This window comes from Psychrobacter okhotskensis (genome assembly GCF_013248965.1).
GTDB classification, from domain to species: Bacteria; Pseudomonadota; Gammaproteobacteria; order Pseudomonadales; family Moraxellaceae; genus Psychrobacter; species Psychrobacter okhotskensis.
Genome location: NZ_JABRVQ010000023.1, coordinates 31,684 through 56,556, shown reverse-complemented (window position 1 = coordinate 56,556; position 24,873 = coordinate 31,684). Strand labels below are relative to the sequence as shown.

35 protein-coding genes are annotated in these 24,873 nt (G+C 43.0%); 4 read left to right on the top strand and 31 right to left on the bottom strand.

Features of this window, described 5'->3' with window-relative positions:
* Positions 1-111: 111 nt before the first annotated feature.
* From ilvC to HQR03_RS11255, 4 genes are all read right to left on the bottom strand, one after another.
* Complete coding sequence (gene ilvC, locus HQR03_RS11270) at positions 112-1,128, bottom strand: ketol-acid reductoisomerase (RefSeq protein ID WP_010196778.1); 1,017 nt, start codon at positions 1,126-1,128, stop codon at positions 112-114.
* A gap of 164 nt (positions 1,129-1,292) precedes the next feature.
* Positions 1,293-1,790 (bottom strand): acetolactate synthase small subunit, encoded by a 498-nt coding sequence (gene ilvN, locus HQR03_RS11265; protein WP_025652207.1) that lies wholly within the window; start codon positions 1,788-1,790, stop codon positions 1,293-1,295.
* Positions 1,790-3,502 (bottom strand): acetolactate synthase 3 large subunit, encoded by a 1,713-nt coding sequence (locus HQR03_RS11260; RefSeq protein WP_201577114.1) that lies wholly within the window; start codon positions 3,500-3,502, stop codon positions 1,790-1,792. Before HQR03_RS11260 ends, ilvN begins: the two co-directional genes overlap by 1 nt.
* A gap of 647 nt (positions 3,503-4,149) precedes the next feature.
* The gene (locus HQR03_RS11255; RefSeq protein WP_157824073.1) at positions 4,150-4,287 is read right to left on the bottom strand and encodes a hypothetical protein; all 138 of its coding nucleotides are present in this window, start codon (positions 4,285-4,287) and stop codon (positions 4,150-4,152) included.
* Between the two features lie 192 nt (positions 4,288-4,479).
* Here HQR03_RS11255 and HQR03_RS11250 point away from each other — a divergent pair, with 192 nt between their 5' ends.
* A complete protein-coding gene (locus tag HQR03_RS11250) occupies positions 4,480-4,983 on the top strand; it encodes a DUF4124 domain-containing protein (protein WP_173240222.1) in 504 nt (167 codons plus the stop codon).
* A 29-nt stretch (positions 4,984-5,012) separates the two neighbouring features.
* Here HQR03_RS11250 and HQR03_RS11245 read toward each other — a convergent pair whose 3' ends face one another.
* On the bottom strand, positions 5,013-6,803 hold the full coding sequence (locus HQR03_RS11245) for an NAD(P)H-hydrate dehydratase (protein ID WP_173240221.1): 1,791 nt from the start codon (positions 6,801-6,803) through the stop codon (positions 5,013-5,015).
* A gap of 190 nt (positions 6,804-6,993) precedes the next feature.
* Here HQR03_RS11245 and queG point away from each other — a divergent pair, with 190 nt between their 5' ends.
* Complete coding sequence (queG, locus tag HQR03_RS11240) at positions 6,994-8,220, top strand: tRNA epoxyqueuosine(34) reductase QueG (RefSeq protein WP_173240220.1); 1,227 nt, start codon at positions 6,994-6,996, stop codon at positions 8,218-8,220.
* 145 nt (positions 8,221-8,365) lie between these two features.
* On the opposite strand, the gene lysM is transcribed toward queG, so the two are convergent.
* The 6 genes from lysM to HQR03_RS11210 all read right to left on the bottom strand — a co-directional run bounded on the left by lysM (position 8,366) and on the right by HQR03_RS11210 (position 12,841).
* Positions 8,366-8,875, bottom strand: coding sequence for a peptidoglycan-binding protein LysM (gene lysM, locus HQR03_RS11235; protein ID WP_025652202.1), 510 nt, complete (start codon positions 8,873-8,875; stop codon positions 8,366-8,368).
* 258 nt (positions 8,876-9,133) lie between these two features.
* Positions 9,134-9,370 carry an acyl carrier protein gene (gene acpP, locus HQR03_RS11230; protein ID WP_025652201.1) on the bottom strand — a complete coding sequence of 79 codons (237 nt, stop codon included), beginning with the start codon at positions 9,368-9,370 and terminating at the stop codon, positions 9,134-9,136.
* A 272-nt stretch (positions 9,371-9,642) separates the two neighbouring features.
* A complete protein-coding gene (fabG, locus tag HQR03_RS11225) occupies positions 9,643-10,377 on the bottom strand; it encodes a 3-oxoacyl-ACP reductase FabG (protein ID WP_240990841.1) in 735 nt (244 codons plus the stop codon).
* A complete protein-coding gene (gene fabD / locus HQR03_RS11220; RefSeq protein ID WP_025652199.1) occupies positions 10,368-11,336 on the bottom strand; it encodes an ACP S-malonyltransferase in 969 nt (322 codons plus the stop codon). Before fabD ends, fabG begins: the two co-directional genes overlap by 10 nt.
* Before the next feature lie 410 nt (positions 11,337-11,746).
* Positions 11,747-11,929, bottom strand: coding sequence for a 50S ribosomal protein L32 (rpmF, locus tag HQR03_RS11215; RefSeq protein ID WP_010196743.1), 183 nt, complete (start codon positions 11,927-11,929; stop codon positions 11,747-11,749).
* Positions 11,930-12,247: 318 nt separating this feature from the next.
* Entirely contained in the window at positions 12,248-12,841 is a 594-nt protein-coding gene (locus HQR03_RS11210; RefSeq protein WP_173240219.1) for a YceD family protein, read from the bottom strand.
* Between the two features lie 382 nt (positions 12,842-13,223).
* Here HQR03_RS11210 and HQR03_RS11205 point away from each other — a divergent pair, with 382 nt between their 5' ends.
* A complete protein-coding gene (locus HQR03_RS11205; RefSeq protein ID WP_173240218.1) occupies positions 13,224-13,958 on the top strand; it encodes an elongation factor P hydroxylase in 735 nt (244 codons plus the stop codon).
* 253 nt (positions 13,959-14,211) lie between these two features.
* Positions 14,212-14,832 (top strand): L-threonylcarbamoyladenylate synthase, encoded by a 621-nt coding sequence (locus HQR03_RS11200; protein WP_025652196.1) that lies wholly within the window; start codon positions 14,212-14,214, stop codon positions 14,830-14,832.
* Between the two features lie 90 nt (positions 14,833-14,922).
* On the opposite strand, the gene rplQ is transcribed toward HQR03_RS11200, so the two are convergent.
* The 20 genes from rplQ to rplP all read right to left on the bottom strand — a co-directional run bounded on the left by rplQ (position 14,923) and on the right by rplP (position 24,872).
* Positions 14,923-15,282 (bottom strand): 50S ribosomal protein L17, encoded by a 360-nt coding sequence (gene rplQ, locus HQR03_RS11195; protein ID WP_025652195.1) that lies wholly within the window; start codon positions 15,280-15,282, stop codon positions 14,923-14,925.
* A 19-nt stretch (positions 15,283-15,301) separates the two neighbouring features.
* Complete coding sequence (locus HQR03_RS11190) at positions 15,302-16,309, bottom strand: DNA-directed RNA polymerase subunit alpha (RefSeq protein WP_021813386.1); 1,008 nt, start codon at positions 16,307-16,309, stop codon at positions 15,302-15,304.
* Positions 16,310-16,390: 81 nt separating this feature from the next.
* Entirely contained in the window at positions 16,391-17,032 is a 642-nt protein-coding gene (rpsD, locus tag HQR03_RS11185) for a 30S ribosomal protein S4 (RefSeq protein ID WP_010196731.1), read from the bottom strand.
* Between the two features lie 48 nt (positions 17,033-17,080).
* The gene (gene rpsK, locus HQR03_RS11180) at positions 17,081-17,470 is read right to left on the bottom strand and encodes a 30S ribosomal protein S11 (protein WP_010196728.1); all 390 of its coding nucleotides are present in this window, start codon (positions 17,468-17,470) and stop codon (positions 17,081-17,083) included.
* Positions 17,471-17,490: 20 nt separating this feature from the next.
* Positions 17,491-17,847, bottom strand: a complete 357-nt coding sequence (gene rpsM / locus HQR03_RS11175) for a 30S ribosomal protein S13 (RefSeq protein WP_021813384.1) — start codon at positions 17,845-17,847, stop codon at positions 17,491-17,493.
* Between the two features lie 254 nt (positions 17,848-18,101).
* Positions 18,102-18,218 carry a 50S ribosomal protein L36 gene (gene rpmJ, locus HQR03_RS11170; RefSeq protein WP_010196721.1) on the bottom strand — a complete coding sequence of 39 codons (117 nt, stop codon included), beginning with the start codon at positions 18,216-18,218 and terminating at the stop codon, positions 18,102-18,104.
* A gap of 32 nt (positions 18,219-18,250) precedes the next feature.
* The gene (secY, locus tag HQR03_RS11165; RefSeq protein ID WP_173240232.1) at positions 18,251-19,582 is read right to left on the bottom strand and encodes a preprotein translocase subunit SecY; all 1,332 of its coding nucleotides are present in this window, start codon (positions 19,580-19,582) and stop codon (positions 18,251-18,253) included.
* A gap of 19 nt (positions 19,583-19,601) precedes the next feature.
* A complete protein-coding gene (gene rplO / locus HQR03_RS11160) occupies positions 19,602-20,042 on the bottom strand; it encodes a 50S ribosomal protein L15 (RefSeq protein WP_010196716.1) in 441 nt (146 codons plus the stop codon).
* Entirely contained in the window at positions 20,042-20,221 is a 180-nt protein-coding gene (gene rpmD / locus HQR03_RS11155; protein WP_025652192.1) for a 50S ribosomal protein L30, read from the bottom strand. Before rpmD ends, rplO begins: the two co-directional genes overlap by 1 nt.
* A 20-nt stretch (positions 20,222-20,241) precedes the next feature.
* A complete protein-coding gene (gene rpsE / locus HQR03_RS11150; RefSeq protein ID WP_010196711.1) occupies positions 20,242-20,757 on the bottom strand; it encodes a 30S ribosomal protein S5 in 516 nt (171 codons plus the stop codon).
* A gap of 2 nt (positions 20,758-20,759) precedes the next feature.
* Positions 20,760-21,110 (bottom strand): 50S ribosomal protein L18, encoded by a 351-nt coding sequence (gene rplR / locus HQR03_RS11145; protein WP_025652191.1) that lies wholly within the window; start codon positions 21,108-21,110, stop codon positions 20,760-20,762.
* An 11-nt stretch (positions 21,111-21,121) separates the two neighbouring features.
* Positions 21,122-21,655 carry a 50S ribosomal protein L6 gene (rplF, locus tag HQR03_RS11140; RefSeq protein ID WP_025652190.1) on the bottom strand — a complete coding sequence of 178 codons (534 nt, stop codon included), beginning with the start codon at positions 21,653-21,655 and terminating at the stop codon, positions 21,122-21,124.
* Positions 21,656-21,830: 175 nt separating this feature from the next.
* The gene (gene rpsH, locus HQR03_RS11135; RefSeq protein WP_010196706.1) at positions 21,831-22,229 is read right to left on the bottom strand and encodes a 30S ribosomal protein S8; all 399 of its coding nucleotides are present in this window, start codon (positions 22,227-22,229) and stop codon (positions 21,831-21,833) included.
* An 11-nt stretch (positions 22,230-22,240) separates the two neighbouring features.
* Positions 22,241-22,546, bottom strand: a complete 306-nt coding sequence (gene rpsN / locus HQR03_RS11130; RefSeq protein WP_010196705.1) for a 30S ribosomal protein S14 — start codon at positions 22,544-22,546, stop codon at positions 22,241-22,243.
* A 12-nt stretch (positions 22,547-22,558) separates the two neighbouring features.
* Complete coding sequence (gene rplE, locus HQR03_RS11125; protein WP_025652189.1) at positions 22,559-23,095, bottom strand: 50S ribosomal protein L5; 537 nt, start codon at positions 23,093-23,095, stop codon at positions 22,559-22,561.
* 21 nt (positions 23,096-23,116) lie between these two features.
* The gene (rplX, locus tag HQR03_RS11120; protein WP_010196703.1) at positions 23,117-23,434 is read right to left on the bottom strand and encodes a 50S ribosomal protein L24; all 318 of its coding nucleotides are present in this window, start codon (positions 23,432-23,434) and stop codon (positions 23,117-23,119) included.
* Between the two features lie 8 nt (positions 23,435-23,442).
* Positions 23,443-23,811, bottom strand: a complete 369-nt coding sequence (gene rplN / locus HQR03_RS11115) for a 50S ribosomal protein L14 (RefSeq protein WP_010196702.1) — start codon at positions 23,809-23,811, stop codon at positions 23,443-23,445.
* Positions 23,812-23,992: 181 nt separating this feature from the next.
* Positions 23,993-24,265, bottom strand: coding sequence for a 30S ribosomal protein S17 (rpsQ, locus tag HQR03_RS11110; protein ID WP_010196699.1), 273 nt, complete (start codon positions 24,263-24,265; stop codon positions 23,993-23,995).
* Entirely contained in the window at positions 24,262-24,459 is a 198-nt protein-coding gene (gene rpmC, locus HQR03_RS11105; protein WP_010196696.1) for a 50S ribosomal protein L29, read from the bottom strand. The genes rpsQ and rpmC overlap by 4 nt, the downstream gene beginning before the upstream one ends.
* Positions 24,459-24,872, bottom strand: a complete 414-nt coding sequence (gene rplP / locus HQR03_RS11100) for a 50S ribosomal protein L16 (RefSeq protein WP_010196693.1) — start codon at positions 24,870-24,872, stop codon at positions 24,459-24,461. The genes rpmC and rplP overlap by 1 nt, the downstream gene beginning before the upstream one ends.
* Between the last annotated feature and the right edge of the window lies 1 nt (position 24,873).

Below are 24,873 nucleotides of genomic sequence, written 5' to 3'. Positions count from 1 at the left end.
AGGTAATATCGAACCATCACGCACTGCTGATAGCAATAAAAACCCCGTGCTATCACTTGATAACACGGGGTCTGTTAAGACTTATTAAGCCTTACCATCATAAGTATTGACTTAGTTTTTGTCTTTATCGATGATTTTGTTGCCGCCAATCCAAGGCATCATGCCGCGCAATTTAGCACCAGTCACTTCGATTTGATGCTCAGCGTTGTTACGACGACGAGCCGTCATTGATGGATAGTTGGTTGCGCCTTCACTGATGAACATTTTTGCGTATTCGCCAGATTGGATGCGTTTTAGCGCATTACGCATAGCTTCACGTGATTGCTCATTGATGACTTCAGGACCAGTCACATATTCGCCATATTCAGCGTTGTTACTGATTGAGTAGTTCATGTCAGCGATACCGCCTTCATACATGAGGTCTACGATAAGCTTAAGCTCGTGCAAACACTCAAAGTAAGCCATTTCTGGCGCATAGCCCGCTTCTGTTAGCGTTTCAAAACCCATTTTTACTAGCTCAACAGCACCACCACAAAGAACGGCCTGCTCGCCAAATAGATCGGTTTCAGTTTCATCTTTGAACGTGGTTTCGATGATACCTGAACGACCACCACCAACACCAGCTGCGTAAGACAAAGCTAATTGCTTGGCTTGACCTGAAGCATCTTGATAGATAGCGATCAAATCTGGAATACCGCCGCCTTTGGTGAATTCGTTACGAACGGTGTGACCAGGTGCTTTAGGCGCAACCATGATAACGTTAAGATCGCTGCGAGGAACGACTTGGTTATAATGAATCGCGAAACCATGAGCAAAAGCTAACGTAGCCCCTTCTTTGATGTTAGGCTCAATCTCGTTGTTATAAAGCTCTTTTTGGAACTCATCAGGGGTCAAAATCATAACCACGTCAGCAGCTTTAACTGCATCAGCCACTTCAGCAACTTTTAGACCAGCGTTTTCCGCCTTTTTCCATGAGCTTGAGTTCGCGCGTAGACCAACAGTCACATCGACGTCTGAATCTTGTAGGTTAAGTGCGTGTGCATGGCCTTGTGAACCGTAACCAATAATCGCAACTTTTTTGCCTTGGATAATCGATAGATCGCAATCTTTATCATAATAAACGTTCATAAATAGAGTCCTTTTCCTCAATCATGGCGTGCCATGGATAGTAAACGCTTATGCAGTAGCCATTATCGTAAAATGGTCACTAACATAAGCGTTATGTTAATGGTAGATAGATTATAACTAAAATGATTTTGATTAACTATTCCGTTGCTCAGCCACTAAGCGTATTAAATACTCAGTGTTTTTTCTCCACGTGCAATACCAATCACACCCGAACGTACCACTTCTAAGACACGTTCTCGGCCGATAGTATCGATAAAACCATCCAGCTTAGCCGTATCGCCAACGATCTGAATCGTATAGAGATTGGCATTGACGTCAACAATTTGTGCACGGAAAATATCTGCGCTGCGTTTGATCTCTTCACGTACGCTACCCGTTGCGCGAACTTTGACTAGCATTAACTCACGCTCAACGTGAACGGTGTCTGATAGATTAAGCACTTTAACCACTTCAATCAATTTATGCAATTGCTTGGTGATCTGCTCAATTCTTTCAGGGGAAGTAATGGTGGTTAACGTCAGACGCGAAATACTCGGATCTTCTGTTGGGGCGACGTTTAAGGTTTCGATATTATAGCCACGTTGTGAGAACAAGCCGACTAACCGCGACAACGAACCCGCTTCGTTTTCCATCAATACCGAAATCAGATGTTGTTGTTGCATTAGGTACGCTCCCCTTTGGTTAACCACATATCACGCATCGTCTGTCCAGCGATTTGCATTGGATATACATGCTCATTACGATCGACATAAACGTCAATAAATACCAGCTTGTCTTTCATTGCCATGGCTTCTGCAATCTGTGCTTCCATGGTGGTAGGATCAGTAATCTTGATACCAACATGACCATAACTTTCAGCTAGCTTGACAAAGTCTGGTAATGAATTCATATAAGATGACGCATGACGACCCTCATACAGCATGTCTTGCCACTGTTTCACCATACCCAACTGCGCGTTATTTAGGTTCAATATTTTGACCGGTAGATTGTACTGTAAGCACGTCGATAGCTCTTGGATATTCATCTGAATAGAGCCTTCGCCAGTAATACAAACCACATCGCGATCTGGATTGGCAAGTTTGGCTGCCATCGCATACGGTAAGCCAACACCCATCGTACCTAAACCACCCGAATTGAGCCATTGACCCGGCTCTAAATAGGTGTAGTAAAGCGCGGCAAACATCTGATGCTGACCAACGTCACTGGTGATAATAGCGTTGCTGTTGGTCACTTTATCTAGTGCTTGAACGACCGCTTGGGGCTTGATGCCATTGTCAGTGCTGGTGTCATAACGCAGACCATGACGCTTACGCCATTCATTAATCTGTGCCCACCAGTCTAGTAAGGCATGCTGCTCCAACTCTTTATCTTCGCCGATAATTTCCAACATATCTGTAAGTACTGATTTTACGTCACCAACGATAGGAATATGGGCAAAAATAGTCTTGGAGATAGAAGCTGGATCGATATCGATATGAATGATGGTCGCATTCGGGCAGAATTTTTTGACATTATTAGTGACACGGTCATCAAAACGCGCACCAACTGCCAAAATAACATCTGCATGATGCATGCTCATGTTGGCTTCATAAGTACCATGCATACCAAGCATGCCCAAGAACTGACGATCAGAGCCAGGGAATGTTCCCAAACCCATTAGCGTATTGGTCACTGGCAAGTTTAGACGATGTGCAAGTTCGGTCAGCTCTTTGTGGGCTTTACTCCAAATCACGCCACCGCCAGCATAGATAACAGGACGCTGCGCTGATAATAAGGTCTCAACCGCTTTTTTAATTTGGCCGCCATGCCCTTTCACTGAAGGCTGGTACGAACGTATAAACACCTCATCTGGGTACTCGTAGGCATATTTTTCGCTAGGCGCGGTCATATCTTTTGGTACGTCAATGACGACAGGACCTGGACGACCAGACTGCGCAATAAAAAAGGCTTTTTTGACGATCATTGGGATTTCGCTAGCATGGCGTACTTGAAAGCTATGCTTCACGATAGGACGAGAGACCCCGATCATATCGGTTTCTTGGAACGCATCTTCACCGATTAGGCTGCTTGGCACCTGACCTGAAATCACGACCATCGGCACTGAGTCCATGAAGGCGGTGGCAATAGCGGTTACTGTATTGGTAGCACCAGGACCTGACGTGGCCAGCACGACACCTGTGTTGCCGGTCACTCGCGAATAAGCATCAGCCATATGGCCAGCTGCTTGCTCATGACGCACTAAAATATGTTCGATGTTGTCTTGCTGAAACAACGCGTCATAAATGTGCAGCACTGCGCCGCCTGGATAGCCAAAAATATATTTGACACCCTCATCCGTCAGCGATTGCACCAGCATCTCAGCACCAGATAGCATCACAGGCTGCTTGCTACCTTCGGCAAGACGTTGTTGCTTTTCTTCAAAATTTTTGGCGGCATTACCTGTTTGGGTATGTCCCGTCATATTCGGACTTTGCGTGGTTTGCGTCACTGTCATCACCTTTTTTTGCGGCGAGAATTTGCGTTATTTTATAAAAGAAAACAACCACGTTTGGGCGTTATTTTAAGTCTTATAAAAATGATTGCCAATCCTTGTCCATATCAAGAATGTGTGCCCACTATATTTAAGTAATTGCATTGTACAACGCAAGAGAATACTCAAACACAGCAATGTATTTGGGGTCAGTTTTGTGACAGGAGTTTATCGATATACTATGACAAGATGCGAGTGCATCTATAAAAGAGGCTTATTACTTATGAGCGATAGTGTTTATAAAAGAGGCGCTGCTATAGCTAAAGTCATGAAATAATTCTAATAGCCAATACTATGTCATAAGATCATCCGATCTTATAATAAGCTAATAAAAAATATCATAACCGAATATTGTCTTGCATTTAATGCAAGCAATACAACCGCAAAAATCCACACTTAGCGTATTTCAAATAATAAGTTTATCTTAGTCATTGTAGACAGATAAGTCCGGAGACAACATATACAGTTATTAATAATAATCGCTATGATCATCATTTTTGCCATATCATTATCACAAAGAAAATAAAACGACGTAAGCTACCGATAAGTAACCCGTAGTTCTCATTCTCAAGTGCCACGGCAATATCATAAAAGCCGCTCACTGACCAATCAACTGCTATTATATTCAATGGTTTGAGTCCTATTGTCAAGAAAAACTTCTAAAACCCACCCCTAACTATTAGTTATTAAATAATGTACATTCATAAGCATTATTTGCTAAAATCAAACGCTACTGTATTCATATTGTTATTTATCAATGTAAATACTACCCTTAAATAAATGTCTACCTTCATTTTTTACCCCTTAAGAGGATTGCTACTATGGCATACACGTCTACCATACATACCCCTGCCAAGCTGCTTATCAGTATCAGTACTGCGTGTATGATAATGCTGTCAATGAATGCCAGTCATGCTATCCAAGTGTATAAATCGATTGGTACGCATGGCGAAGTGAAGTACAGCCAGCACTCGCCGCAAGATGGTAGAAATATTGAAGTGATCGAATTTCGTAGCGATGGTAGACAGAACAACGCAGGTCAGCTAGCGGGTAAAACAGAGGCTAACCAAAATACACCTACTCAAAGTGCAGAAGAACAGCGCGTTGCCCAGCTAGAAGCACGTATTAAGGATCAAGAAGCGCAGGCTAATGCGCAGCGCTGCCAATCACTGCGTAATAACCTAACCAATCTAAACGTTGGCGGGCGTATCTATGAGATGGATAGTGATGGCAAACGTGAATACTTAGATGGTCGCGAAATCGAGCTTAAGCGTGAGCGCGTGCAACAAGCCATCACTCAGTATTGTAATGGCTCTACGACCTAGTTTTTATTTAATACGGCACACTACCCTACTTAATTTTTATTGGTAATCAATTGCATGACATGACGAACGGCTGCTGGCATATCTTGCGCTTGTAGCCCGCGCTGTCCAATCAGTAGTGAGCTATTATGCTGGTAATGGTCAGTATCATTCACCAAAGCGTCTCCTGCTAGCGCATGCAGAAGAACCGCTTGGTGCAAGCAGCGCGCTTCGTCTTCTAGATCTTGTTGTGCCAACATCCCAGCAATCACCCCAGACAATACATCGCCCATGCCAGCGCTTGCCATACCTGCATTACCCAAGCCGCAAACATAAACATGCGCTTGCGAACCCTTCTGCTCTAATATGCTTTGCTCCAGTACCAATGAACCTGCGCCCTTTAGCACCCAATCACCGCCATAAGTGTTAGCACATTGTTTTATAGCTGCCAATCGATCATCTTCTACAATACTAACTTTCTTATCAAGCAATCTAGCCGCTTCACCGCTATGCGGTGTCAAACAAACCTGATGATCTATACTGTGTTGTCGCAGCTGAGCGATGAGTTCGTGCTCCTGACTCTCCATCTGTAACGATGCCAGATGATAAAGGCCGTCAGCATCAATGACCAGTGGCTTCTTCTCTGTTATGGCAGCCTGAACATAATGAATGAAAAGTGCTTGTGCCTTTTCATCACGTCCCAGTCCCATACCAATGGTAACGACGCTAGCTTCCTTAATTAATTTCCTCACCCCTTCTTTATCATGCAAATCGATTGTCATTGCATCTGGTAATGATGTTAATAGGGCGCCATGAAAGGCGTCGTGACAAGCCACAGTAATTTTGCCCGCACCGGTCGCCATGACACTGCTAGCAGATAGAATGGCTGCGCCGCCCATACCTTGTGAGCCATTAATTCGATTACCACCAATGACCAAGACGTGACCATAGCTACCTTTGTAGCTGTTCTGTCGACGAGTATTTAAAGCATGAGCCACAGTTACCAGTGTGGCGGCTGAGTTGCTGAGCTGAGTCGGTATTAACGGTATATCAATCACTTTTCCGCTATAGTCCATACCATCTTTGGTATGTAAGCCGAATTTACGGGCAATCAAACACAACGTTACGTCAGCATGTATAGCAATACGCTCAAATACTTGACCAGTAGAAGCCACTAAGCCACTCGGGATATCAACGGCAATTGCTAAAGCATCATTTAGTTGCGTTATCTTGTTAAAGGCGCTAATAGCCTGCTCATAAACACCTTCAGGTGCACGGTCAAGTCCAATACCAAACAATGCATCGATATAAATATCAGCTGGCCAGTCCGTTTCTCTTATCTCACTTTGACTGGCCCTACTATCCTCAAAGCGTTGGTAAGGCACCTTGGCAGATAGGGCTATTTGTTGCGCTTGCTTAGCATCAGATACAACGTCGTGCTTGTCTGCTTTGTTGAAGGCATTCATTAGATTGTCTGTTTCCAGATCATCGGCAGTATAGCCGACTGTGAGGAGGTGTACTTGCCAGCCTGCCTGTTGCAGGTAGTAGGCAATAAGCCAACCATCGCCACCATTGTTGCCCTTTCCTACCCAGATACTCGCTCGTTGCTGACAACTATTACGTCGATAAACTTTATGATTAGCTGAGACACGAGCTTGTAGACATTTTTGCTCATAGAGCTGCTCGATATGCTGCGCCATTTGCCAAGCAGCTTGCTTCATTAGTCCTAAGCTATTATAACCTTCTGCGAACCACGCTTGCTCCATAGCGTAGACCTGCTCGCTACTATAGAGTGCTATCGGTCTGGTTGTGTCTGCTAAGAATACTTTAGATTGAGCTTTCATAATGTCCTCTATTATTTTTATTGGTGTTTTATCATATTAAAACTTGCTGGTTACTCGCTTGTCTCAGCTTAGCAAAAGCTCACTTTGACGTATGTATCAATATGAAATGTGAGTTTATTTGCTTTTATGCTTGCGCTCCTAGCTCACTGGCTTATCATATCGGTATTCACTCTATCACCTGCTATCACACATGAATAATCCTTCTAAAGCAAACTTGCATATCTCTGCAACTCAGCAGATATCAGCTCAGCCTAACCCTGCGCCCGAAAAAAAAATTAATGTGAATAATAGCCCAACGTTTGCCACTACCGCAGAGGTAAAGCAATGGATTAAGGCCCAAGCACAGTCTTTAGGATTTGCCGACTGTGGCTTCTTATCCGTACATCATCCTTTATTTACTCAACAAATTGAACAATTGCAACGGTGGCTGGATAAAGGTTATGAAGGCCAATTGCAGTTTATGCATAACAATCACCACCTGCGTGCGCATCCTGCACAACTGGTAGAAGGGGCAAAAACCATCATCAGCGTGCGTATGGATTATCTCACTCAGACACCCACTCCGCGTGCAGTCACTGATAACGATCATCCCAACCAAGGTATCATTGCGCGCTATGCCAGAGGTCGCGATTATCATAAAACGATGCGCAGCCGCTTAAAGCAATTGGCTTTAAAAATAGAAGCGATGCTTGCCGAATGGCAGCATCTGGATATTGGCGCTGACTCGGAATTTATTTTTAGACCTTTTAGTGACTCTGCCCCTATCTTTGAGCGTCCTATTGCAGATGCAGCAGGGCTTGGCTGGACGGGCAAGCATACGCTACTGCTAAACAAACAAGCGGGCTCGTTCTTTGTGCTGGGTGAGTTGTTTATGAGTCTTGAGCTGCCAGATGATGAGCCAGTAAAAGAGCACTGCGGCAGTTGCAGCGCCTGTATTGACATCTGTCCAACCCAAGCGATTGTCGCCCCCTATGAGCTCAATGCTTCTGCCTGTATCTCTTATTTAACGATTGAGCATGATGGGGTGATTGATACCAAATATCGACGCGCAATTGGCAACCGTGTCTTTGGCTGTGATGACTGTCAGCTTATTTGTCCGTGGAATCGCTACGCCAACCTTACAACCGTAGAAGACTTCACACCACGGCATCAGCTTGATAACAGCAGTTTGCTTGAGCTATGGCAATGGCAAGAAGCAGAGTTTATGAAAAAAACTGAAGGCAGTCCCCTCAGGCGTACAGGCTATGTGAACTTTTTGCGCAATATCGCCATTGGACTTGGCAATGCTAACCCCAGTATAGAAATCGTCACTCACCTACGATCGAAGTTAGGCTTGCATAACGACATGCTGGATGAACATATTGATTGGGCACTTAGCGAACAAACTGAGAAATTGAATACTAGAGCGTGTCCTTAATTCAATAGATAAACCTCTAAATGTGCTAAATTTGCTCATGCTAGACACAAAAATGCCTCTTTAATAAGAGGCATTTTTATGTCTATTAAATATGCTAATGCTAATTAAACTTAAGCATTATGGATTAGGAGCTTTAACTGCATCATTACGGCTTAGGAATACGCAATACTTGACCAGGATAGATTTTGTCTGGGTCAGAAAGCATAGGCTTATTGGCTTCAAAGATTTTTGTATAATCACCCGCTGAACCATAAACTTCTTTAGCAATTTTAGAGAGGCTGTCACCAGATTTTACGGTATACATCGTAGATTCAGGGGCATCCTCTTCGATATCGATATTATCAATCACTTTAGCGACGTTCTGAACGTTACCAATAGCGATAATGGCTTTTTCACGGTCAGCCTGAGTTTTAGCATTACCACTGATTTCGGCAGTATCCGTCGAACCATTATATTTAATTTTTAGGTTACTGATATTGAGATTCTGCTGCTGAATGCGACGCAGCAAAATGTTGGCAACCGATTGCGCTGAAGGCTCGCCACTGGCGACTGGTGTACTAGCATCTGCTTTGGTTTCTGATTTAGCATCATGCTTGTCATCATCACGGTTAAAAATCTTATCACCGATGTCTTTTGCAAAACTAAACATACCCATATAATTGCTCCTTGAAGTATTTCTATTCATTATTATTTTAACGATAATTTTTTAATTATTACCATCATTTGCTATTGCTAGCGTTCTGAGTATAGCAAAGATGTTCCATTTGAATAGTAAGAGTATGTTGAGTAATGTTAAATGAGTCAAGCTTATGTTAATGGTATATTGGCTTTGTTATACTAAATGACAGCCATAAAAAAACCGCCTATCTATCAAGATAAACGGTATTGTAAAACTTGCTAAGTGAATAGCGAATTATAGCTGAGCTTGTACGTAGTCGATTGCTTTTTGAACCGTCGTCAATTCAGCTGAATCTTCATCAGGAATAGTAATGCCAAAATCGCTTTCGAATGACATAACCAACTCAACGAGATCCAATGAATCAGCGCCTAAATCTTCCATAAACGAAGCATCGTTATTGATGTCTTCAACGTTCATACCCAGTTGCTCAGCTACTGCCGCTTTTACTCTTAGCTCGGTATCATTACTCATATAGATTACTCCTTTATCATCTATTATTTTTAATAAACTGCGCTAGCGTGATAATTAAACGCTAGCGCCTAGTATATAAAATGGAATTTGCCAGATCAGCATTGCCGTCTGAGTACTCTATGACACGTTATACGTTCTGTCTAATGTCTAGTAAAGCCCTGCTATCATACAGGGCTTTGACGTAAAAGTATTCGTCATTATAACACCCTTTATTATAGTTTACACTCGTTCACACAGTTTTTTATTATAAGTATGTAACGCAGTTTATCAAACTACATATACATGCCGCCGTTGACAGGAATAACCGCACCAGTAATATAGCTGGCTTCGTCACTGGCTAAGAAATGTACAGCAGCTGCGATGTCTTCTGGCTGACCGAGACGGCTAATTGGCACTGCGTCTAACATCGAGTTTAGTAGGCGCTCATCCAACTCATCAGTCATATCGGTCTCAATCAAACCGGGCGCCACACAGTTGATCGTGACTTGGCGTGAGCCAATCTCACGTGCCAGCGTACGGCTAAAACCTTCGACGCCCGCTTTAGTAGCAGCATAGTTAGATTGACCCGCATTACCCATCTGTGCGACCACAGAGGTGATATTAATAATACGACCACGGCGCGCTTTCATCATACCGCGTACCGCACGTTTACTCATGCGATAAACTGATGTCAAATTGGTATCAATCACATTTTCCCAATCTTCATCTTTCATACGCATTAACAAACCATCTTGGGTAATACCAGCATTATTGACCAATACTTGCACTGCACCATAGACGCTTTCGATCTCTTCAAATAGCTTATCAACCTGTGCGGTATCACGCACATCTAACACACGGCCAATACCACCACTATCATGTAGATAACCGTCAATGAGTTCAGCGCCTTTTTCAGTGGTCGCTGTGCCAATAACAAAATGTCCTTCTTTTGCAAAACGTTTGGCGACGGCCTTGCCAATACCACGACTGGCGCCAGTCACTAGAGTGATCGTACGGCTCATGATAATACCTCCATTAATTTATCAAGACGGGCGGGTTTGTCAGTAGGATAGCTGGTAATCGGTTGCGCTTGACGCTTGGCCAAATTACTCAGTACATTACCGCTGCCACACTCGATTAAAATATTAATTTGTTTATCAGCCAGCTCTTGCATGGTTTTCGACCACAGTACTGGCTCACTTAGCTGCTCGGTTAATGCCTGCTTGATACCCACGGCACTGCTTTCAACGCGCGCATGACGGTTTTGAATGACCGGAATCGTCGCTTGATCAAACTTAATGGCAGCTAAAGCTTCCGCTAAGGCACTACTCGCTGGTTCCATCAATGCACAATGCGATGGCACGCTTACTTTTAGCGGAATGGCTTTTTTGCCAGTATTTTGTACTTTATCAATAACAGCTGTAACGCCTGCCGCATTTCCTGAAACCACAACCTGTCCTGGGCTATTGAAATTTGCCGCGCCAACAACCGCCCCATCAACATGCTCGGTTGCCTGCTCACACAAGTTTTCCACGCGATGATCTTCTAGTCCCAACACTGCTGCCATCGCTGTATCGATACCTACTACGGCCTCTTGCATTAGTTGACCACGCGTATGTACCAATTTCACCGCATCAGCAAGCGATATCACTCCAGCGGCACAAAGGGCGCTGTACTCACCTAAAGAATGACCCGCCAGGTAGCAAGGCGCTTTTTTGAATTTTGGTTGTAGAATGCGCCAAATAGCAATACTAGCTGTCAATAAGGCTGGCTGAGTATATTGCGTTTGGTTGAGCTTTTCTTCATCCTGACAAATTGCCCATAAGTCTTCACCAAGCGCAGCACTAGCTTCAGCGAAAGTATCACGAATCTCTGGATAAATTTCAGCAAGCTCGCTGGTCATCCCGAGGGCTTGTGAGCCTTGTCCGGGGAAAAGTATCGCAATGCGGGCTGGCTGTTTTTTTATCATATCGGGTACAGAGGCCATAACCAATATTCCTTATGTAATTGGAAACATCCCTAAAGAAAATGGGGAGTATTGTAGAATTAGAGGCAGTCTAGAGTTATATTTTTGATTGGAGCACTCAGACAGCTCAATATAAGTAAACTATACACTGACCACTACTATTATCATAGCTGATGGAAAAATGAGGCGTTGAAGTAAGATATCTTTTGGCGTTTAACTTTCGATAGTTTTTAGGCATACCAATTTATAAAAACGACAGGATAAAAATTTAATAGCAAAAAGCCAAGTTATCCCAACACCTAATAAAGGGTAGCGGAATAACTTGGCTTTCGTTAGCTCAAAATGTATTGCCTAATAATAGCAGTGCAAAAAATCGTAGAGTGCCATCAGCACTATCGTATCGTTGCATCACTGATTAAATAGTCAATCAATTAAGCGTCTTGACTGACCTTGAACAGCTGACGGCCACGGTAAAAACCATCTTTAGTCATGTGATGACGACGATGTTTTTCACCGGTGGTAGCATCTACGCTCAGCTCAGCCACTTCCATACGATGGTGTGAACGGCGCATGTCACGACGAGAACGGCTTTTACGACTTTTTTGAACAGCCATGATATAGCTCCTATACTTAAAAGGGATAAGCTTAAAATTCAGCTTTAGTCGATACTGACAGAGGCTATATAATCACAACAACCTAAGTCTTACGCATCATTAGTTAAATAGATTGCCACGTGCATTAAAATGCTAACTACGTCTAAAATCTATAGTCAATTTGCCTAGTCAGTTTTTATCTGCAAGTAACGTGTTGCTAGAATGCAATAAACGGGACATTATACGCATGTTTCATCGATTAATAAAGCCCTGCTTGCCACTCTTCTGCACAAAGCCGATAAAAGGTGTCCTAAATCCGCTAAATGCAGAACTTTACACTTATAGTTTGCCTTTTAACGACGCTAAAGCAGCAAAAGGATTCTCATTTTCTTCCTCTTCTGGTATTTCACCAAACTGCTCAACAGTCATTTCACAGTCATCATGCTTCGGCGCCATGGGTGTTTTAAGCAATATCTCATCTTCAATCAGTTTCTTTAAAGGCAATAAACGCTCAGGCGATTGCTCAGTGACCACTTCATCAAGCAATAGATAATCTTGCTCTTCGTTGATTAGACGCACTTGGCTCTCATCATCGAGTAGAGCGATATCATAATCATCGGTCAAATTAATATCTACCGGCTGCAAGCAGCGCTGACAAGTCAGCCATACATCACCTGCCAATTGAAATGCTAAGTGTAAGACATTGCTACGACGATATAGATTGATACTAAGCTGAATGTTTGCCTGTTCATGCTCGGTCGTCAATATTGCGGAAAGACGCTCAAAAGTAGCAGGGGCTATCTCCCCTTCCCATTCAAAGCCAGTGTCTTCCCATTTATTGAGGAAGATGTGTTCGGGCATGCTGGTCGATATCGGCGTTTGTATATTGTCAGCGTTAACCACTGACGGTTTACTATCTAGGGTGCTTGACATACGCGGCCTCATTCATCAAAAACGGTGTATAATATTGCCTGCCATACTAACGGAAAGCACCGAATAGCGCTAGCGCTAGTATGTTAAGATTTTTGGTACTAATTTTAGTGCTAGGGCATGTCTTCATTTCAGAAATGGTGGTAAAAATGAGATAAATTGCCGTTAAACAAGAAAAATAGCACAGATAATATCAGGACATTAACCAGCTATTTGACGATGTTTGGCAAGATTTAGCCATTTTTAACCCATTTAAATGACTATCGAGTGAATTGAAGGCACGCTTTAGTTCTCAGTTTACGTCTATCTTTATATTGCCTATTACTCGCTTACATCTATAGAGCCCTAGTACTCTCTTTTGTCTTATTTGGTCACCCTTTTATTTATGATATCGCCTGCTACTAATCCTAATTTTTCTGAATTATGGTCGTCTATTGACAAAGATCTTCTGCTCCAGTGTCTGATGAATTTAGAAGATGAAGCGTTAAAATCCTGTTGTAGTACGTCAAAACCTAGCATACCCAATGATAAGACAAACGAAAACCTAAAAGAGTTGGCAGTGCAATGGCAAAATATCTCTAAGAGAGTTGATTCTACAGAAGATAGCGAACAAGCAGCGACTAGCTGGCTTATTGATCTATTTAATACCTTATTTGCCGAACAGCAAGTGATATTAGCTCGCGGTGATGGTGAACCAGAATACTTCCCTGCTCAAGACCAGCAGCCAGCACGAATTGAATTCGCGCATGGATTTTTTGCCAGTGCGCTGCATGAAATGAGCCATTGGTGTGTCGCTGGTAAAGAACGTAGAGGCTTAAGCGACTTTGGCTACTGGTATGCACCTGATGGACGTACGGCCGCTCAGCAGCAAGCGTTTGAGCGTGTAGAGATTAAACCACAAGCCCTTGAATGCTTATTCACTCTTGTCTGTGGCCGCCGCTTTCAAGTCTCTCAAGATAATTTGTTTGCCGACTTCGATACCAGCGGTAGCACTTTTGCTCGGGACGTTTATCTACAAGTTGAAGCTTATATTACTGACCCTCATACACTACCGCGGGATGCTAAAACTTTACTGTGCATATTACTGCAAGTTTGTAACGATAAATCAACCAGTACCTAGCCACTATAAATTTCTATACCTTCCCTTACGGGCATAATTCTAATCCGTTAACGATTTCCTACCCATCGTAACGCCTTGCCAATAAACTTATATGGGCTTTAGGCTATACTGTTAGATAAAGAGTTTCTATTTCAGTCTCAACAGTATGTTAAGTTGATAAAATTTTAATTTATTACTAAAGATATTTTAATAAAAATAATTGATCGACCATTCTAAAAGCCTATAACTCATAATTATAAAATAAGGAATTGTTATGCAAGTACTCTATATCCATCCAGAAAATCCGCAGCCACGTCTTATTGAGCAAGCCGCTGACTTATTGCGTAAGGATCAGTTGATTATCTATCCAACCGATACCAGCTATGCTTTTGGGTGTCGTCTAGGTGCCAAAGATGCGCTAGAAAAGCTCAAGCAAATACGCGCGCTTGATGAAAAGCATCAATTTACCTTGCTATGTCGTGACCTAAGTGAGATTGCCAATTACGCTGCTGTAGACAATGTACAATTCAAACAGCTCAAGGCACACACCCCTGCCCCTATCACATTCATTTTAAATGCCACCAAAGATGTGCCGAAGAAGTTAGCACACGCGAAGAAAAAAACCATTGGTATCCGCGTACCGAGCAACCCTATCGCTCAAGCGCTTTTAGAAGCCATGGATGAGCCTATTTTAACCAGCTCATTAATATTACCGAATCGTGATGACATACTTGATGATCCATTCGAGATTGAGGACTTACTGGGCAACCAAATAGATGGTCTCATTAATGCTGGTATCAAAACGACCAAACTTACCACTATCGTTGATATGACTAGCGGCAAACCTGAAGTTATCAGACAAGGCGCTGCCAACGTCGATTCATTACTGCTCTAATAAATGAATAATGTGATTAACCAAATTTAAGACATAAAAAAAAGCTCCAATTAATTGGAGCTTTTTTTATCTTACGAGTAGCGTATAAAATTAGTCGCGATCAACCAATTCTACATAAGCCATTGGCGCATTATCACCATCACGGTGACCGCATTTTACGATACGCAAATAACCACCTGGACGCGCTTGGTAACGAGGACCTAACGTGCCAAATAATTTGCCTACCATAGCTTTGCTACGCATACGGCTAAACGCTAAACGACGATTAGCAACGCTGTCTTCTTTAGCCATAGTGATTAATGGCTCGGCAACGCGACGTAACTCTTTTGCTTTTGGTAAAGTTGTTTTGATCAGTTCATGCTCAAATAATGAGTTGGTCATGTTCTGAAACATTGCCTTACGATGACTGCCGGTACGACCCAGCTTGACTCCACTCTTACGATGGCGCATAGTCAAAAATCCTTAAAGTTTAACGGCTACGATAAGAAAAGCGATCATCAACACGTAAATCAGCTGGTGGCCAGTTATCTAGGCGCATACCAAGCTCCAAATCTTTAGACGCTAACACGTCCTTGATTTCCGTTAATGATTTCTTACCAAGATTTGGGGTTTTAAGTAGTTCAGTCTCTGAACGCTGTACCAAATCACCGATATAGTAAATGTTTTCAGCTTTCAAGCAGTTGGCTGAGCGAACCGTTAGTTCAAGATCGTCCACAGGGCGTAATAGCACCGGATCAACCTCTTCTTTTTCTTTCACAGGCTCAGGCGCTTCTTCAGCTTCTAGGTCAACAAAGATAGAAATCTGTTGTTGTAAAATAGTGGCTGCTTTACGAATTGCTTCTTCTGGATCTATAGTGCCATTAGTTTCAAGCTCAATGATAAGACGATCGAGATCAGTACGTTGTTCTACACGTGCGTTCTCAACCTGATAAGCAACACGAAGCACAGGACTAAAACTTGCATCAAGTTTTAAGCGGCCAATTGCTTTCGTATCACCATCTTCACGGCGCTGGTTTGCTGGCTCATATCCACGACCCATTACTACACGCAAACGCATCTTAAGATGACCACGGTCGCTTAATGTACCTAATACCAATTCTGGATTGATAATATCTACATTATGCGGTAACGCGATGTCTGCGGCAGTAATAGTGCCTGGACCTTGTTTATCCAAGGTCAAAAATACTTCATTTTGGTCATGAAGCGTGATGGCCAGGCCTTTTAAGTTCAAAAGCAGGTCAAGCACGTCTTCTTGCAATCCTTCAAGCGTTGAGTATTCATGGTCAACACCATCAATCTCAGCTTCAATGACTGCAGCACCAGGTAATGAAGATAACAAGATGCGACGTAAGGCATTACCTAGGGTATGCCCAAAGCCGCGTTCTAACGGTTCGAGCGTGACTTTCGCAATCGTTTCGTTAACCGTGTCCACGTTAATGGCATTCGGCGTTAGAAACTCAGTTGCATTTAGCATCATGATGTCACCTCGATTTATTTAACTGGTTTAATTAACGCTATTTAATCAATGTTATTATTATAACATTGATTAATACGTCAGTTATTTAGAGTATAGCTCAACGATCAAGCTTTCGTTGATTTCAGCAGGTAGATCAATACGATCAGGTGCTTGTTTAAAAGTACCTTGTAGTTTGCTGTGATCAACATCTAGCCATTCTGGAATACCACGTTGTGTCGCCAGTTCAATAGCGTTTTTGATACGTAGTTGTTCGCGAGACTTCTCTTGGATAGCGATGACATCACCATCTTGTAGCTGAATTGATGGAATGTTCACACGAACAAACTCATCACGGCCAGCTTTTTTTACCATAACAGTACGATGACTGACTAGCTGACGTGCTTCAGCGCGCGTTGAGCCAAAGCCCATGCGATATACCACGTTATCTAGACGACTCTCAAGCATTGCTAGTAGGTTTTCACCTGTAGCGCCACGCTTACGAGCAGCTTCTTTATAGTAGTTAGCGAACTGACGCTCAAGTACACCATAGATACGCTTAACTTTCTGCTTTTCACGCAGCTGTAGAGCATATTCTGAGGTCTTGTTACGGCTTACACCATGTTGACCTGGTGGACGACCAGCTTTCTTAGTTTTAACGTCGTATGGTTTAACGCCAGACTTAAGACCTAAGTCCGTACCTTCACGACGTGATAATTTTAGTTTTGGTCCAATATAGCGGGCCATTGTTATGTCTCCTATAAGCTTTTGGGATAAAAAGCTTCGTCTTTAATATTAGACGCGGCGCTTTTTCGGCGCACGGCAACCATTGTGTGGGATTGGGGTTACATCAGAGATGCTGTTGACTTTATAACCCAATGCACCTAGTGCTCTTACCGCAGACTCACGACCCGGTCCTGGTCCTTTGACCAAAACGTCGATATTCTTAACACCATATTCTTGAGCCGCTTTACCAGCGACTTCAGCTGCAACCTGCGCTGCAAATGGTGTAGATTTACGTGAACCACGGAAGCCTTGTCCACCTGAAGTGGCCCAAGCCAATGCATTACCCTGACGATCGGTAATCGTAACAATGGTGTTATTAAAAGACGCATGGATATGGGCTATGCCCTCCGATACTGAACGACGAGCCACCTTTTTGCGACTGCGAGTGTCTTTTGCCATCTTTTAGCTTCCTAAGTTAATTATCTTTTGAGAGGGCGTGTCGGACCCTTACGAGTACGAGCGTTGTTTTTGGTGTTCTGACCTCTAACTGGTAGGTTACGACGATGGCGGATGCCACGGTAACAACCGAGATCAACTAAACGCTTGATATTCATTGACACTTCACGACGAAGATCACCTTCCGTCATGTAATTTGCAACTTGTGCACGGATAGCATCTAACTGTGTATCATCTAACTGACTGACTTTAGTAGTAGGGGCAATGCCAACTGCTTCTAAGATTTTCTGAGCAGTGGTACGGCCTACACCAAAGATGTAAGTTAATGAAATAACAGCATGCTTATTATCCGGAATGTTTACGCCGGCAATACGAGCCATTGATTTCTCTCCATTAAAGAAAAATAAGCTTTATTTATCAATAAGGCTTTAATTTTCAGATTTTTTGCTGTCAATACTAAAGCTTCTATAATTATTATCGCTGTTTTAACTTGCGAACAAGTCCGTTCATTGACGCTATTATAAAAGTTTTTGCATAAACTACGGCAAGTGGCGGATGATATCGCATCCGCCGTTGTTTTTCAAGTATTAATTTAACTAGTAGGTTGAGCGTGTTGCTTTACCCTACTCAAATATTAACCTTGACGTTGCTTGTGGCGCGGTTCTGCTGTACAAATAATATGTACACGGCCTTTACGGCGTACAACTTTACAGCTACCACAAATCTTTTTAACTGATGCTTGAACTTTCATAGCATACTCCTTTGAGATATCGTACCGCTCATTTAAGGTTGAGTGGGCGATTGAATTAACGTCTGATCATGATATTGATGGGTCATCAAATGCGCTTGAATTTGCGAGATGAAGTCCATTACCACAACCACCATAATCAGTAGCGACGTACCACCAAGTTGAAACGGTACACCAAACGATGACTGGACGACCATTGGCATTAAACAAATAACCGTCATATACATCGCGCCAATAAAGGTCAGTCGGTTTAATACATGATCGAGATAACGCTGAGTTTGTTGTCCTGGGCGAATACCTGGGATATACGCACCACTACGTTTAAGGTTTTCTGCCACTTCACGCGGACTAAATACCAAAGCCGTGTAGAAATAACAGAAGAAAATAATCATTGCACCGAACAGTACCAAATATAGCGGTTGCCCTGGGGACAATACCAATGCCATATTTTGCAATATTTTTTGTACAAAGGTAGGATCAGTTGATTGACCAACCCACTGCCCTAAACTTGCTGGAAATAACAATAGCGAACTGGCAAAAATGGCTGGGATAACCCCTGCCATGTTAAGCTTCAACGGCAAATGTGATTGCTGCTGCGCATAGATCTTACGACCTTGCTGTTGCTTCTGTGCATAGTTTACTGGTACACGACGCTGGGCACGTTCAATATAGACGATACCCGCGGTAACCGCGATACCTAGCAGTACAAAAATAAAGAGCACAATCAAGTTCATTTGACCTTGATTGACCTGTTCAATAGATTGCGAAATCATACCTGGCGTACCAGCCACAATACTGGCAAAAATCAGCATTGAAATACCATTACCTACACCACGCTCTGTAATCTGCTCACCAAGCCACATCAAGAACATAGCGCCTGCGACCAATGAAGTCACGGCTGGAATATAAAAAGTCAAACCAGAAGATAGGGTAAGATTTTGGCTGATTAAGCCAGCACACATTCCTAATGACTGTACTAGGGCTAAAGCAAGTGTCCCTTGACGGGTATACTTATTTAGCTTACGTCGTCCTGCTTCACCTTCTTTTTTGAGGGCTTCAAGCGATGGCAACACTGCAGACATCATCTGTACGATAATAGATGCAGAGATATATGGCATGATGCCAAGTGCCATGATGGACATACGCTCTAGCGCACCACCTGAGAACATGTTAAACATGCTCAGAATGGTATTTTCGTTGCGCGAAAACAGATCAGCCAAATTAACGGGGTTAATACCCGGTACCGGAATGTGTGACCCTAAACGATAAACAATCAATGCGCCGATTAAGAATAATAAACGCGTCCATAGCTCGTCATACTTACGTATAAAAGCGAATGGATTGAGCGGTATACCAGCCGATGACATTGATTGTTTTGACACGTTACTACTCCTCGATGCTACCACCAGCAGCTTCGATTGCTTGCTTAGCGCCTTTAGTCACTTTGATACCTTTAAAGGTATAAGCTTTGGTCACTTCGCCTGATAACATTACACGAGCACGCTTCATATCATGACGGATAAGGTTGGCAGCTTTAAGTGTTTCAATGCTGACAACATCGCCTTCAATTTTGTTCAATTCAGACAGACGAACTTCAGCAGTCGTCATTGCCATTCTACTGGTAAAACCAAATTTTGGTAGACGGCGATATAAAGGCATTTGACCACCTTCAAATCCTGAGCGTATGCTAGAACCTGAACGAGATTTCTGACCTTTTACACCACGACCACCAGTCTTACCAAGACCTGAACCGATACCACGACCACGACGTTGGGCAGTTTTCTTTGCGCCAACACCTGGTGATAATTCATTTAATCTAAGACCCATTACGCTTCCTCCACTTTTACCAAGTAGTTAACGCGATTGACCATACCACGAGTTGAAGGAGTATCTTCTACTACAACAGAATGATTAATACGGCGTAAACCCAATCCTTTCAAGCATGCTTTGTGGCTCTTTAGGCGATGGGCACCCGATTTCAATTGAGTGACTTTCATTTTTTTCATCGTAACTCACCTAGTCTAAGTTAACCCAAGATTTCGTCTACAGATTTACCACGTTTCGCTGCCATCTTCTCTGGAGTTGACATATCACGTAAACCGTTAAACGTAGCGCGAACCACGTTAGCAGTATTGGTAGAACCATAACATTTAGTCAAAACATCTTTGACACCAGCAACTTCTAACACAGCACGCATTGCGCCACCAGCGATTACGCCAGTACCTTCAGATGCAGGCTGCATGTAGACTTTACTAGCACCATGACGTGCTTTGATCGGATGATACAAAGTTGCATCGTTGAGCTCAACAGTAATCATATTGCGTTTAGCAGCTTCTAGTGCTTTTTGAATAGCAGCCGGCACTTCACGTGCTTTACCACGACCAAAGCCAACGCGGCCATTGCCATCGCCCACTACGGTTAACGCAGTGAAAGAGAAAATACGACCACCTTTAACTACTTTTGCAACGCGATCAACGGTAACTAAGCGTTCTACTAGACCGTCAGTCTGTTCATTTTTATCATTTTTATCATTTCTAGCCATGATTAAAACTCCAATCCGTTTTCGCGAGCCGCTTCAGCTAAAGCTTTTACTCGACCATGATATTTAAAACCACTACGGTCAAAGGCAACTTTAGTAATACCAGCTGCTTTTGCGCGTTCTGCGATTAATTGGCCTACAGACGTCGCTGCATCAGCATTACCAGTCGCGCCTGAACGCAAGCTGCTGTCTAAGGTAGATGCCTGAGCAATCACTTCACCACCGTTCGGAGAGATAATCTGGGCATAAATATGTTTCGGCGTACGGTTAACCGTTAGACGATGTGCGCCTAAATGACGGATATGTGCGCGGGTTTTCTTTGCTCGACGTAGACGAGCTGCTTTTTTATCAAACATTTCAACTCACCTTATTTTTTCTTGGCTTCTTTGCGAATCACATGCTCGTCACTATAACGAATACCTTTACCTTTATAAGGCTCTGGTGGACGGAAAGCGCGGATATTAGCCGCTGCTTGACCAAGCTGCTGTTTATTGTTTGATTTCAAAACAATTTCAGTTTGCGTTGGGGTTTCAGCCGACACACCTTCAGGTAGCGTATATTCTACTGGATGTGAGTAACCAACGTTTAGCGTTACTTTATTACCAGTAGCTTGAGCACGATAACCAACACCAATTAGTTGAAGACGTCTTTCAAAGCCTTCATTCACGCCTGTAACATAGTTGTTAAGCAAAGCGCGCATGGTGCCAGTGTGCATCATGGCTTCTTTTGAATCGACTGTAGGTGAGAAAATGATTGCATCATCTTCCTGTTTCAGCTCGACCAATTCATGCAGGCGTAAAGACAAATTGCCGTTCTTGCCTTTAACTTCGACCTGCCGATCGTTCAAAGTAACACTTACGCCGTTAGGCAGTGCTACTGGGGCTTTAGCCACACGAGACATAGGAATATTCCTTAAAAAATTAACTTACTTCTATTAGCGAAAAAACTAACAGGCTAAAAAGCGTGTTAGTTTAGCATAATTGATGGCGTTAGACACCTATCAATTTGAAATAATTTATAATTACTCAATTGATAGAAGTCTAACAAGCATCAAATAGACTTTATCGTCGTGTAGCTTACGCTACAAATGCAACGATTTCACCACCGATACCAGCAGCGCGTGCAGCACGATCGCTCATGATACCTTGACTGGTTGATACGATAGCAACACCCATACCTTGTTTAACAGTAGGGATAGCGTCTTTACCGCGATGCTGGCGTAAACCAGGACGGCTGAAACGTTGAATCGTTTCGATAACAGCTTTACCTTCGAAGTATTTTAGTTCGATAGTTAGTGTGGCTTTATTGTTGTCTTGTTCAGTGACAACAGCGTTCGCTACATAACCTTCGCTAACCAGTAAATCAGCAATTGATTTACGTAGTTTAGAGCTCGGCATTGCTACCGATACTTTGTTAGCCATTTGTGCGTTACGAATACGGGTTAGCATATCCCCAACGGTATCTTGCATACTCATATAGTTACTCCTTACCAGCTTGCTTTACGAACACCGGGCACATCGCCTTGCATGACACGCTCACGCAGCATATTGCGTGATAAGCCAAACTTGCGGAAGTAACCGTGAGGACGACCGGTGATAGCACAACGATTGCGCAGACGTACTGGTGATGAGTTACGTGGAAGAGCTTGTAGCTCTAGCATCGCTTCCATACGAGTTTCGTCACTTGCAGTCATATCACTGATAGTTTCTTTTAGCTTGATACGCTTTTCAGCATATTTAGCAACCATTTTTTCGCGCTTCAATTCGCGGTTAATCATGCTCTTCTTTGCCATAACGTCTTTACCTTATTTAAATGGGAAGCCGAATGCTTTAAGCAACGCGCGACCTTCTTCATCAGATTGAGCTGACGTGGTGATTGTTACATCCATACCGCGGATACGATCAATCTTGTCAAAGTCTACTTCTGGGAATACGATTTGTTCTTTGATACCCAATGAGTAGTTACCACGTCCGTCAAAGGCTTTAGGTGAAAAACCACGGAAATCACGAATACGAGGAATTGCAATGGCAATGAGACGATCTAAAAATTCGTACATTTGCTCACCGCGTAGCGTTACTTTACAGCCAATTGGCCATTCTTCACGAATCTTAAAGCCAGCAACTGATTTACGCGCTTTAGTGACCACAGGTTTTTGACCAGCAATAGCGGTCATGTCGGCTACTGCACCTTCAAGCAATTTCTTGTCTTGAGACGCGCCGCCTACACCCATGTTAAGTGTGATTTTAGTGATTTTAGGCACTTGCATCACGTTCGCTAAACCAAGGTCTTCTTTGATTTGCTGCTTTAGTTCATCGTTATATAAAGATTTTAATCTTGCCATTACCATTACACCCTTAGTGTCTTACGCAGTCGCCACTACTTCACCGTTCGAACGATAGACGCGTTGTTTATTGCCGTCTTCGCCGAACTGATAAGTAATACGATCAGCTTTTTGGGTTTGCGCATTTAATATTGCGACATTTGAAATATGCAGAAAAGCTTCTTGCTTAAGAATGCCACCTTCAACGCCAGTCGCCTGATTTGGCTTCTGATGTTTAGTAACAATATTAATGCCTTCTACTTTAATACGATCATTTTTTACAGCTTGTACAGTACCTTGTTTGCCTTTATCTTTACCAGCAATCACGATAACTGTATCGCCTTTACGTAATTTTGACATGGATTACCTCACAATACTTCTGGTGCTAGGGATACAATTTTCATAAACTGATCACCACGTAGTTCACGAGTTACCGGTCCAAAAATACGAGTTGCAATCGGTGCTTTGTTTTGGTTCAACAATACCGCAGCATTGTCATCAAAACGCAGAACAGAACCATCAGGACGACGAACGCCTTTTTTGGTACGTACAACTACCGCATTCATCACGTCGCCTTTTTTAACACGACCGCGAGGAATGGCTTCTTTAACCGTTACTTTAATAATGTCGCCAACTGATGCATAACGACGATGAGAGCCACCCAGTACTTTAATGCACTGAACTCGCCTTGCACCGCTATTGTCTGCAACTTCCAGCATTGACTCAACCTGAATCATAGCGTTACTCCACACGTATGAGCAATAAAAACCAGTTGCTGCCGCTAGCACAGTATGAGTAGTCGGCATTTTAATATAAATAACCGCTGCTACTCTTAATGTGAGTGATATACGCTCGGCGCAATCAGCATCCTTAAAAAGGCGGCTATTTTAACAGCTTCTGGCTTTTAATGCAATTTACTTAGATTTTTTCTACTTTTTCAACCACATCAACCAAAGTCCAAGACTTGGTTTTTGAGATTGGACGCGTTTCTTTGATGCGGACAAGGTCGCCTTGTTGGCAAACGTTATTCTCATCATGAGCTTTGATTTTTGTAGAACGACGAAGCTGCTTGCCATACAAAGGATGACGTACAAGACGTTCAATCAAAACTGTGATGGACTTGTCCATCTTGTCGCTGACAACTCTTCCTGTCAATACGCTAGCATTAGCTGTTTGATTGTTATCGCTCATGAGTCGCCTCGTTGTTTCTCGTTAATCAAAGTCTGAATCTGAGCAATCGTGCGACGATTGCCTCTGACTTCATGGGTATTACCCAACTGACCAGTTGCTTTAGCCATACGAATACGGAAAGCATCAAGTTGCTTTTCATCAAGTAACTGGGTCAGTTCTTCTAATGATTTATCACGTAATTCACTGATCTTCATTACATTATCGTCCGCTTAACAATGGTAGTTTTAAAGGGCAGTTTTGCTGCAGCAAGCGTGAAAGCTTCACGTGCAAGCTCTTCTGGTACCCCTTCAATTTCATATAGCACTTTACCAGGTTTGATTTCGCATACCCAATACTCTACAGGACCTTTACCTTTACCCATACGTACTTCTAGTGGTTTATTAGTAATTGGTTTGTCTGGGAATACACGAATCCAAATCTTACCACCACGCTTAATCTTACGAGTGATGGTACGACGTGCCGCTTCAATTTGACGGGCTGTCATACGACCGCGCGTCAATGATTTTAGACCAATTTGTCCGAATGCAACGGTGCTTCCACGATGAGCTAGCCCAGTGTTACGACCTTTGTGCATTTTACGAAACTTGGTACGTTTTGGCTGTAACATA